This window comes from Bacteroides faecichinchillae JCM 17102, assembly GCF_000614145.1.
GTDB classification, from domain to species: Bacteria; Bacteroidota; Bacteroidia; order Bacteroidales; family Bacteroidaceae; genus Bacteroides; species Bacteroides faecichinchillae.
The window spans coordinates 1-11969 of the sequence record NZ_BAKK01000073.1; the positions used below are offsets into that span (position 1 = coordinate 1).

Genomic DNA, 11969 nt, shown 5'->3' on the forward strand with positions numbered 1-11969 from the left:
CTGGATATAGTGAGATGGCACGTCTACTTGGTTTGGATGATGTCGCGGACAAATACGCTGTTATTGCAAAAAATATGGCGGTGAAATGGGAAAAAATGGCGAATGAAGGTGATCATTATCGTTTGGCTTTTGATCGTAAAGATACTTGGAGTCAAAAATATAATATGGTTTGGGACAAAATGTGGAACCTGAATCTCTTTCCCAATAACGTGATCGAGAAAGAAATCAAGTATTATCAGACCAAGCAGAATCTCTATGGTTTACCTCTGGATTCCCGTAAAGAGTACACTAAATCGGACTGGATTATGTGGACGGCGGCAATGGCACCCGACCAGAATATATTCGAGAAGTTTATAGATCCCCTTTATAAATACATTAATGAAACAAAAACTCGTGTACCTATCAGTGACTGGCATCATACGGACAGTGGTGAATGTGTAGGTTTTAAAGCTCGCTCTGTAATTGGAGGATATTGGATGCAGGTATTGATGAAAAAAATGCAAGGAAAATAAACCAAACTATTAAAGTACAATTAATCTATGCTTGGAATTGAAAAATATCTAAGTAGAATACATAAAAGTATGTCATCAGGAGAAATCTTTTTCTTCCTGCTTACCTGTCTACTAATGGTCAGTGCTTGTGGAAAGGAGGATAATACTTCTATTGTCGATGGTGATGATGATTCGACAACACAAACATCTTATATGTATTTACAGGAGAATGGTTTGAAAATGGTTTCCGTATCTGTTCTTGAGGATAAGTATGTTTATTCATTATCAGTATTCAAAGGTGGCAATAATGCTGACTTCGAAGCGAATGCCAATATATGTACATGGTCAGAAGAAGAATTGGCCGCTTATAATCAAAGTAGAGGAACTTCTTATGTCTCTCTACCTTCTGGTCTGTATATAATTAATCCACAGACTTTTGCTTTTACAGAAGAAGAATCTTCTCATAAAATAGATATTGAACTTAGTCCGCTTAAGCTTATTAAGTTAATAGAGGAAAATAATCTAGAATATGTAATTCCTTTACGTTTGGAGAGTACGGATATGGAGGTTTCAGAAAAACGTCAAGATTTACTTTTATATATTTCTTTAGATGTTCCCAGAATTGAATTTTCAGCCTATAATGTTAATGTCGTATTATCTGAGGCTACGGTTGATGTGCAATTGGACACCAAATACAATTTCAAAGAAAATGGAAAGCTGGTACCAAGTGCCTGGGATTTCAATTGTATGCTTACAATCCCCGATAATGCTCAACAATTAGTTGATGCATTCAATGCATCAAATGAGTCCCAATATGAGTTGATGCCCGAAAACGCCTGCAATCTTGGTGAAGTACCTCTGCAATATGAAGTTGGAGACGATTCCTCTTCTGCCACACTCACAATTAACCGATCGAAACTGGGATTAAAATATTACCTGTTACCTCTCAAGATACAATCAGATTTTGATAAGGTAATTGGTGATAGCCGCATTTGTTATATAACGGTTATCCGTACTTATAAAACTTGGCAGGCATTCGATGCATTCAACAAGTATTTACTGGATACCAATAAGTTTATTTACAAGTCCGATACAGAACAAAAGGCTGCAGTAGACCGTTGGGGCGGTGCAGCTGCAATTTGGTGCCAACCGACATATTGGGATATGGCAATGAATGCTTATAAACGTGCCCAAAAGGAAGGTGATTTAACTCGTGAGATTGAATATAAGGAGCTCTGTGAGAAAATCTTCTCCGGTAACAAAAAACATTATGTAAACTTTGACTTTGATGACAGTAATACCAATACAGGCTGGTTTATTTATGATGATATTCAGTGGTGGACCATTACTTTGGCACGCGCCTATGAGTTATTTAAGGTTGATGAGTATTTAACGTTGTCCGAAGCAGCCTTTTCACGTGTGTGGTATGGTTCTCCTCGTGTCAAGGATACAGGTTCCTATGCCGATCCATCCAAAGATTTGGGGGGTGGCATGTTCTGGCAATGGCAACCGATTGAATATGCTGATCCAAACAAAGCAGATCATGGAAAGATGTCCTGTATTAATTTTCCAACTGTGATAGCGGCAATGATTCTTTATAACAACATCCCTTCAGAACGTATTGCTGATCCTTCTCCTCTTGAATTTAAGAATTCAGCGAATGAGACAGTTTGCCGTCCTGCCTACCACACAAAAGACTTCTATCTGGAAAAAGGGAAAGAAATCTATGCTTGGGGAGTAAAGAACCTATTTGATGTAAATAATGGTCGTGTGGCTGATAGTAAACATGGGGGCCAGAATCCGGATTGGAAAACGCATGTCTACAATCAGTCCACTTTCATAGGGGCCTCCTGTTTGCTTTATAAAGTAACGAACGATCAAATATATCTGTCCAATGCTATTAAAGCTGCTGATTATGTGGTAAATGAGATGTCCAAAGAGTATAGTTTGCTGCCATTTGAGACTGGTGCAGAACAAGGAATCTATACAGCAATTTTTGCTCAATACATGGATTTGCTGGTGAATGATTGCAGACAAGAGAAATATCGTTCTTTCTTGGAGCGCAACATCGCCATCGGATGGTCGAATCGGGACAAGGTGCGTGATTTATGTGGCGGAGAGGCTTGGGTTTCGGTTAAGGAAGGTTCTAAACTTGAGAGTTATTATGCATCAGGGATTCCGGCATTAATGTTACTCTTCTCACAGGATTAGTTAGTTCTTTAAGAGAATGTGGCTTCCCCAATATATTGAAATAAGAAAACATAGAATGCAAAACAAAGGAACATACTCTGTTGATATCATCACTTGTCTTGATCGGCTTTCAGATAAGCTTTATGATATTTTGGATCTTGTAAAAAACGCAATATGAGATATTCACAAATTTTATTATTAACTAAAATGGAAAACATGAAATGTAAAATGAAAAAAGTATTGAAAGAATGTCGGTGGCTACTACTGGCATTATTCACGATTTGCATTTATAGCTGCAAAGACGAGAGCAATACGGGAGAAGGGGTTTTTGATCCTTCGAAACCCGTAGTTATTTCTGATTTTACCCCAAAGGATGGAGGAGCTTACCAAAAGTTGCTCATTTCAGGTGAGAATTTTGGAACGGATGTTTCGAATGTCAAAGTAACAATTGGTGGAAGGGAGGCAGTTGTTATTAATGTGAAAAACAATTATATCTATTGTTTTGTCCCTTCAGGAGCTTTCAGTGGTGAAATTGAAGTTACTGTAGGTGAAGGAGAAAACACGGTAACAACGGTTGCAAGTACTGCATTCGAATACCAAAAGAAGATGGTAGTAGGAACGCTTTGTGGTTACCGTAACAATCGCGATGATCAGGGCTGGAGAGATGGTCCATTCGATGGTCCAGATAATGTTAGGTGTTGTGGTTTTAGTAATACTGGTCGTTTGGCTTTCGATCCGTTAAACAAAGATCACTTATATATCTGTTATGATGGACATAAGGCTATCCAATTAATCGACCTGGAAAAACGTATGCTTTCTACTCCGTTGAATATTAATACTGTACCTACAAACCGTATACGTAGTATTGATTTCAATAAAGCAGGAAAATATGCAACAGAAGCACAGTATATGATTGTGTCTATCGATTATGACGGTCAAGGTAACACGAGTCCTAGCGTATATATTATCAAACGTAACTCTGACGGTACATTTGATGACAGATCTGATATACAATTATTGGCTGCTTATAAACAATGTAATGGCGCCACTATTCATCCGATTAATGGAGAATTATATTTTAATAGTTATGAATACGGGCAAGTATTCAGGTTGAATTTAGATGATTATTTTGAAACCATAGAATCTGGACAAAATTGGAATGCGAATGTAACACAAAACTCTGCATTTAAACAATTGTTTACTATTGCTGACCCAAGTTGGGAATTCCAAATCTTTATTCATCCGACTGGAAAATATGCTTATTTCGGTGTGATTAATAATCATTATTTCATGCGATCTGATTATAATGAAGTGACAAAAGAATTTGTGACTCCTTATACTGTTGCAGGAGGGTATAAAGTTAGTGGCTATAAGGATGATGTGGGCACGTCAGCCCGTATGAACAATCCTTGCCAGGGTGTATTTGTGCGCAATAAGGAATATGCAGGTCAGGAGGATGAATATGATTTTTATTTTGTAGACCGATTGAATTTCTGTGTTCGAAAGATGACTCCTGATGGTATCGTATCAACTTATGCAGGCCGAGGCACGACAACTGCTATTGCCGACAACAATCAGTGGGGTACCGATGACGGTGACTTACGTGAAGTAGCACGTTTCCGTGATGTCTGTGGGATTGTTTATGACGAGGATAAGAATATATTTTATATTCATGATGAGGTAGGTCATACTATCCGTACCATTTCAATGGAGGAAGAAGAAACAACAGAATCTAACGAATAAACACACAATATATGAAAAAGTATTTAACTATCTTTTTGTTGATACTAGTTGTCCCTTTAACGATGCTGGCACAACAAACAGTCTCTGTGAACGGTACAGTTACCGATATGCAGGGTGAACCGATGATCGGTGTTAATATCACCGTAAAAGACGTACCGGGTATGGGTACCATTACCGATATAAACGGTAAGTATACTATTAAAATAGAACCTTATCATTATTTGGTATTCTCATATATCGGATACGATAATGTAGAAGTTCTTGTCAAAGAACAACGTACCGTTGCTGTTAAGATGAAAGAGTCGGCTGCCAGCGTGTTGGATGAAGTTGTTGTAACCGGTATGGGAACTCAAAAGAAACTAACTGTAACTGGTGCCGTAACCAATGTTAAAGTTGAAGATTTGAAACGTTTCCCAACTTCTAACCTTTCCAATGCATTGCTGGTAACGTACCTGGTATCTTAACCCAACAAACTTCTGGACAACCGGGAAAGAGTACTTCTGAGTTTTGGATTCGCGGTATTTCCACTTTTGGTGCAGGTACTAGTGCTTATATCTTGGTAGATGGTTTTGAACGTGACAATCTAGATGAAATTAACATTGAAGATATCGAATCGTTCACTGTATTGAAGGATGCTTCGGCAACAGCTATTTATGGTACGAAAGGTGCCAATGGTGTAGTATTGATTACTACCAAACACGGTAAGGCGGGAAAGGTTAAAATCGATGCTAAGGTGGAAACTTCTTACAATACTCGTACCATTACTCCGGAGTTTGTAGATGGTCTCACTTATGCCAACTTGGTTAATGAAGCGCAGGTAACCCGTAATTTGGGTATGGTTTACCAACCGGAAGAACTGGAACTGATTCGTACACAGATGGATCCGGATTTTTATCCAAATGTAGATTGGAAAGACTTGATTCTAAAAGATGGTGCATGGAGTTACCGCGCTAACTTGAACATGAGCGGTGGTGGTAGCACTGCACGTTATTATGTATCTGCAAGTTATGTAGAAGATCAGGGTATGTACAAAACAGATGAGACACTGAGAAAAGATTACGATACGAATGCCAATTACAAACGTTGGAACTATCGTATGAATGTAGATATTGATATCACTAAAAGTACTGTATTGAAAGTAGGAGTATCAGGATCTCTTGACAAACGTAATAGTCCGGGACTGGGTGACAATGACTTGTGGGGTGAACTTTTTGGTTACAATGCTATTTCGTCACCAATTTATTATTCAAATGGTTATGCCTCTGTTTCTCATAGAGATGATTACAAGTTTAATCCTTGGGTATCTGCTACACAGACTGGTTACAATGAAGAATGGAATAACAAGCTTCAGAGCAATGTAACATTAGAACAGAACTTTGATTTTATTACTAAAGGTTTGCGTTTTGTCGGTCGTTTCGGATATGATACAGAAAACTGGAGTTCAATCAATCGTCGTCGTCGTCCGGCAATGTATAAGGCTAACGGACGAAATCAGACAACTGGAGAAATAATCTTCGACAAAATGTTTGATGAACAAGACATGTATCAGTCAAGTGGAAGTACCGGTAATCGCCGGGAGTTCTTAGACCTGTTGTTAAGTTGGGATCGTGGATTTGCTAATCATCATGCCGGAGTAACGATGCGTTATACACAAGATGCGAAAAAGCAAACTGTTGACATTGGCTCTGATCTTAAAACTGGTATTGCCCGTCGTAACCAAGCTTTAGCAGGACGTGTCACTTACAATTGGAATTACCGTTATTTCTTTGATTTCAATTTTGGTTATAGTGGCTCAGAAAACTTCGCTAAAGGACACCAATACGGATTTTTCCCGGCATTCTCTGCCGCTTGGAACATAGCAGAAGAACCATTTATCAAGAAGAATCTGAAATGGATGAATATGTTTAAAGTTCGTTATTCACATGGTAAAGTTGGTAATGACAACTTGATGGAAGGAAATTCACAGGTACGTTTCCCGTACTTGTATACAATAGATACTGGTGGAGCTGGATATAACTGGGGATTTGGTGATTATGAAAGATCGTATAGCGGAACGCGTTACACACAAGTTGCGTCTCCAGGAATTACTTGGGAAATTGCAACCAAGGATGACTTGGGTATAGACCTGTCTTTGTTTAATGACAAGTTTACAGCGACAATCGACTATTTCTACGAAAAACGTACAGGTATTTATATGAGACGTTCGTACTTGCCCGAAATTGTTGGCCTAGACAGTACTCCTCGTGCAAATGTTGGTGAAGTTAGTTCCAAAGGATTTGATGGTAATTTTGCCTTTAAACAGAAAGTCGGTAAAGTAGATATGACCCTTCGCGGTAACATAACCTACAGTAAAAATGAAGTATTGGAAAAAGATGAGGAAACCAAGGTATATCCATATGAATACGAAAGTGGTTATCGCGTTAACCAGTTAAAAGGATTGGTAGCATTGGGATTGTTTAAAGACTATAATGATATCCGCAATAGTCCAAAACAGGAATTTGGAACAGTACAACCAGGTGATATCAAATACAAAGATGTAAACGGTGATGGTGTTATTAATTCACAAGATCAAGTAGCGATCGGTGCTACTACTCGCCCGAACTTGGTTTATGGTATAGGTGCTTCATTTGCATGGAAAGGGTTTGACTTTAATATTCACTTCCAGGGAGCGGGTAAATCGACTTTCCCAATTTATGGTAAGTGCGTATATGCATTCAGCGAAAGTGATTGGGGTAACATATTCAAGGATATGATCAATGATCGTTGGATAGATTCTGATACAGCTGACAAACTGGGATTACAAGCTAATGAAAATCCGAATGCATCTTATCCGAGACTTAGTTACGGTGGAAATAACAATAATCAACAGACCTCTACTTTCTGGATGCGTAACGGACGATATGTGCGTCTAAAGAATCTTGACATCGGTTATACATTACCGAAGAGTCTTGTCAATAAAATACATCTCAATAACATTCGTGTATATGTTGCAGGCTCTAACTTGATTACATGGTCAAGTTTCAAAACATGGGATCCTGAATCAGCCAATCCACGTGGGGAGGATTATCCTTTGACTAAATCAATCACAATGGGATTAACCGTTAACTTATAAAATACAATCTGAGATTATGATAAAGAAAATTTATATATTATTGCTAGCTGTACTGGGGATAGGAGTTTTTGCTTCCTGTGCCGACCAGCTTGATTCGGATAAATACTTTAGAGACCGTTTGACAATTGAGGCGGTTTTTGAAAGCAAAACCCATGCGGAAGAGTGGTTGGCATATGCCTACTCATTCTTAAAAGGGGAAAATAATGAAGTGACAACTAAAGATGTAGGCTACAATCCTTTCTGCTTTGCGGATGACATGTATTATGGTGATCGCGATAAAACTATTGATGCAACTAAAAATGAATTGTCGTACAACATGTTTAAATTAGGAGAATATGATGAAAACTCCTATAATGTTGGAGCATGGGGAGCTTGTTACAAAGGTATTTATCAAGCTTCCGTTTTTATCCACAACATTGATAAATGTAAGGAGATGGCTGACTGGGAAATTCTGGACTATAAAGGACAAGCTCGTTTCGTACGTGCTTATTATTACTGGCTACTGTTGCGTCGCTACGGCCCTGTACCCATTATGCCGGATGAAGGGGTAGATTATACCCAGAGTTATGAGCAGATAGCTACTCCTCGTAGTTCATATGAAGAAGTAGCAGAGTTCATTAGTGATGAAATGATACAGGCTGCCAAAGAATTGCAATATGATTTCCGTACTGATAATTATGCTGTGAGCCGTCCAACAAGAGGTGCTGCTTTAGCAGCTCGTGCTTATGCGCTGATCTTTGCTGCAAGTCCCTTTGCCAATGGTAATAATGATGGATATGCACAACAGTTAGTTGATGATGAAGGCCGCCGTTTGCTTTCTGCTGAATACAGCGAAGAGAAATGGGCAAGAGCAGCTGCAGCTTGTAAAGATGTCATGAATTTGGGAGTTTATGAATTAAACTATGTTGGTTATTCGACATCTGACAACGGTCCGTCAGATCGTCCGACTATAACCCCTCCAAATGATAATAATTTTTCCGGTAAAACATGGCCGTATGGTTGGGCTAACATAGATCCACTCAAATCATATCGTATGTTGTTTGATGGAACTTTACTACCAGCTAACAATAAAGAGTTGATTTTTACTCGTGGTGCTACAAGCATTGATATGATGGTACTTCACCAGATGCCGAAAGATGATGGAGGATGGAACTGTCATGGAATAACACAAAAGATGTGTGATGCTTACTACATGGCAGATGGAAAAGATGTTCAAGGAAAAGATAATGAAATTGGACGTGGTGATGGAAGTGCACGCTTGACTGGATTTATTGGTGACGGTTCACACAAAGCGGAAGACTATAAATACTGTAACATAGAGAATAATGTTTCTGTACAGTATGCCGATCGTGAACCACGTTTTTATGCTTCTATTGCTTATAATGGCAGTACATGGTACTATTTGAGCACTAAAGAAGAAGATAATAAACGTAATCAGCAAGTATGGTATTATTTTGCAAGTCCGGATGGTTACCGTAATGATGGGTTCTATTTACGCACTGGCATCGGTATTAAAAAGTTCGTACATCCGAATGATTATCCGGGAAACTATGTCGCAAAAGCAGAAACTGCAATTCGTTATGCTGATATTTTATTACTTTATGCAGAAGCTTTAAATGAATTAGATGGCACCTATAATATTCCTTCTTGGGATGAATCGATGACTTATACAATTAGTCGTAATAAAGAAGAAATGCAGAAGGGTATTCATCCTGTACGTATTCGTGCCGGTCTTCCTGATTATACAGAAACTCAGTATGCAAGTAAAGACGAGTTACGTAAAGCTTTGAAACGTGAACGTATGATTGAGCTGATGGGAGAAGGAAAGCGCTATTTTGATCTTCGTCGCTGGAAGGATGCTCCAATAGAAGAAGCATTACAGATCTATGGCTGTAATGTATTTGTGGCCGAAGCTAACAGGGATGAGTTCCATTCTCCGATTCCTATTTACAACCTTCCATCTACCTTCTCTGAGAAGTTGTGGCTCTGGCCAATCAAGCACAGTGAGTTGAAACGTAATCCACGCCTGACTCAGAATCCGGGATGGACTATGTTTGATTAATTTTCTAACAAAAGACAGATATATGAAAAAAATATATACTTTAGTAGCCTTAGCAGCAATGACCTTGTTGGGGGCTTCCTGTAACTCTGAATGGGAAGAGGAACAATATGAACACTACATTTCTTTCCGTTCGCCATTGGACAGTAAGGGTGTAACAAACATTTATGTGCCGTATAGCCGTAGGGATAAAGACGGGAATTATACAGCAGGTGGAGAAGGTAAGTCAAATTACCAACTACCAGTGATTGTTAGCGGTTCATTGATTAATCAACAAAACATCACAGTACATGTAGCACATGATCCCGATACTTTAAGAACATTAAATCTTGCCCGCTATGCTACTCGTACGGACCTGTTTTATGAGGATATGGGAAAAGAAGGATATACATATGCTTCTTTTCCGGAAACGATGCAGATCAATGCAGGTGAGGACGTTGGATTATTGAACCTCAGTTTTAATTTTAAGGGCATTGACATGTCAGATAAATGGGTATTTCCTTTACAAATCACAGATAACCCTTCTTACGATTATCAATCGCATCCACGTAAAAATTATGCAAAAGCTATACTGAGAATTTTCCCATATAATGATTATTCGGGCGATTATTCCGGTGCTTTACTAGCTAACAAAGTTGTGATGGTAGTAGATGGTAAAGAAACTGAAACTTCTGAGTCTATTACAAAATCGTCGGTAAGAGGATATGTGGTCGATGAAAATTCAATCTTTACTTATGCAGGTATTGTAGATGAAGACTACACTGACCGTAAGAAATACAAGATTAAGTTTACATTTAATGGTGAGACGAATGGACCTGTCACTTTGTCTTGCGATAATGCGGAGGAAATTGATTTTAAACCTACTGAGGGAGTTATTCCTTCTTTCCGTATATTATCATCAATGGATGAAACACGTCCTTATTTGGAACATCGTTATGTGATTATCAATAATATTGATTATTATTTTAATTACATACCTGTAGAAGGAGCAAAAATTCGTTATCATGTTAAGGGTTCAATGACTCTGTCACGTGATATCAATACTCAAATTCCTGATGAAGATCAAGCTATTGAGTGGTAATTTCTATTAATTACTAGTCTAATAAATAAAAAGGAAATCTGTTTTTCAGATTTCCTTTTTATTTATTATCAATACTCTAGAACATTTGTTGAAGTGTCTCTGATAAGTAAACACGAATGTCCAAAAGTGGATTTACCTATCCTAAAATCTGATATGGAAAATGTTGTGATTGGCTGAGTGGGTCTCATCGTGGAAAAAAAGACAGTTTCTTTCACATTACCAATATCTGGAGCAGTATCTGAGAGAGCATAAGCAAGATTTGTATTGTTTAAATAGACTTTGTCAACTTTACCCAAGTGTTATACGGAATTTACAGATGAGGAGCGTGCTGATTTAAAAGCACAGGCTCGTTTTTGAAAGCTTATTATTACTGGATTCTGTTTCGTACGTTTGGGTGGACTAAGGTCAAATGGCTTATCCAAAAAGTATGTACGAAGAGTATGTCTTGATGCTTCGTGTACATATACTGCTTTATCAGCTAGCCCATTGTCTAATGGAGGTACTCCCGCAGAAGTACAAGCAGCTATGATGGATAGACGGGGACAAACTGCCGTACACATTGCTGTAGATGAGGGGATATTAAAAAACTGAACAAATAGTGTCATGGTAAAATGGATAAGATTTATTATGAAATTTTATATATGCGGGAATGAGGATGTAGATTATTTGGACCGTAAAATTTGTAAACTGTTTTTTGAATTTACTGATGAGAAGATTGATTTTCAGAAGAAGAAACTGAAGCTTTGGAGTGAAAATGATGATAAAGTAGCGGGTAATGCTTTTGAACTGGGATCTAACCAATCTTATTATATGATATATGATAGAGGAACTGGATGATGTGACTAAACCGTATCTGAAGTGCATCTACTATACACTTTATATTGATTATAAGTTTGTGGATTATTATTATACTAGTCGCGAATAACGTTTACCATATACACTGCAGGATACTTTGTCTATGCGGCGTGACCTCAATACATTATTCATGATAAAGATCAGCAGATTGAATAGGAGTAATAGTGGTTTAAATTAAATAAGTAATAAGAGGTTGTATCAAAACTCTTTTTGGAATTCAACCTCTTACTTACAATGGTTGGTTAGACTAATTGGTGTACAATAACTATAGCATATTCATTTTTTTTTGAGATGATAACTGGTATATTCATTATTATATTTACTTTTGTAATCTATGACTTTTGAATGGTTTTACAGATATTCCTTATTATGGGGTAAAAACAATATCTACAAGAAAAAATAGAATGTAACAGTAAACCTTCATGCGTAAAGTTAATC

General features: G+C 37.9%; 6 protein-coding genes and 3 pseudogenes. 8 read left to right on the forward strand and 1 reads right to left on the reverse strand.

From position 1 onward, the window contains the following. The 7 genes and pseudogenes from JCM17102_RS19900 to JCM17102_RS19930 form a co-directional block, all read left to right on the forward strand. On the forward strand, positions 1–512 hold a 512-nt coding region (locus JCM17102_RS19900), incomplete at its 5' end, for a DUF1793 domain-containing protein (protein ID WP_025076431.1). A gap of 192 nt (positions 513–704) precedes the next feature. After that, positions 705–1439: pseudogene (locus JCM17102_RS32040) on the forward strand (DUF1735 domain-containing protein); the annotation flags it as partial. A gap of 75 nt (positions 1440–1514) precedes the next feature. Next, positions 1515–2702: pseudogene (locus JCM17102_RS32045) on the forward strand (glycoside hydrolase family 76 protein); the annotation flags it as partial. Positions 2703–2909: 207 nt separating this feature from the next. After that, positions 2910–4424 (forward strand): IPT/TIG domain-containing protein, encoded by a 1515-nt coding sequence (locus JCM17102_RS19915; protein WP_033887168.1) that lies wholly within the window; start codon positions 2910–2912, stop codon positions 4422–4424. 11 nt (positions 4425–4435) lie between these two features. Further along, positions 4436–7536: pseudogene (locus tag JCM17102_RS28600) on the forward strand (SusC/RagA family TonB-linked outer membrane protein). A gap of 16 nt (positions 7537–7552) precedes the next feature. Next, entirely contained in the window at positions 7553–9598 is a 2046-nt protein-coding gene (locus JCM17102_RS19925) for a RagB/SusD family nutrient uptake outer membrane protein (protein WP_025076434.1), read from the forward strand. Between the two features lie 22 nt (positions 9599–9620). Further along, entirely contained in the window at positions 9621–10676 is a 1056-nt protein-coding gene (locus JCM17102_RS19930; RefSeq protein WP_025076435.1) for a DUF4973 domain-containing protein, read from the forward strand. A 299-nt stretch (positions 10677–10975) separates the two neighbouring features. On the opposite strand, the gene JCM17102_RS30500 is transcribed toward JCM17102_RS19930, so the two are convergent. Next, the gene (locus JCM17102_RS30500; protein ID WP_136498629.1) at positions 10976–11281 is read right to left on the reverse strand and encodes a hypothetical protein; all 306 of its coding nucleotides are present in this window, start codon (positions 11279–11281) and stop codon (positions 10976–10978) included. 22 nt (positions 11282–11303) lie between these two features. Here JCM17102_RS30500 and JCM17102_RS19940 point away from each other — a divergent pair, with 22 nt between their 5' ends. Beyond that, positions 11304–11513: a hypothetical protein gene (locus tag JCM17102_RS19940; protein WP_025076437.1), complete on the forward strand. Its 210-nt coding sequence runs from the start codon at positions 11304–11306 to the stop codon at positions 11511–11513. Positions 11514–11969 lie beyond the last annotated feature (456 nt).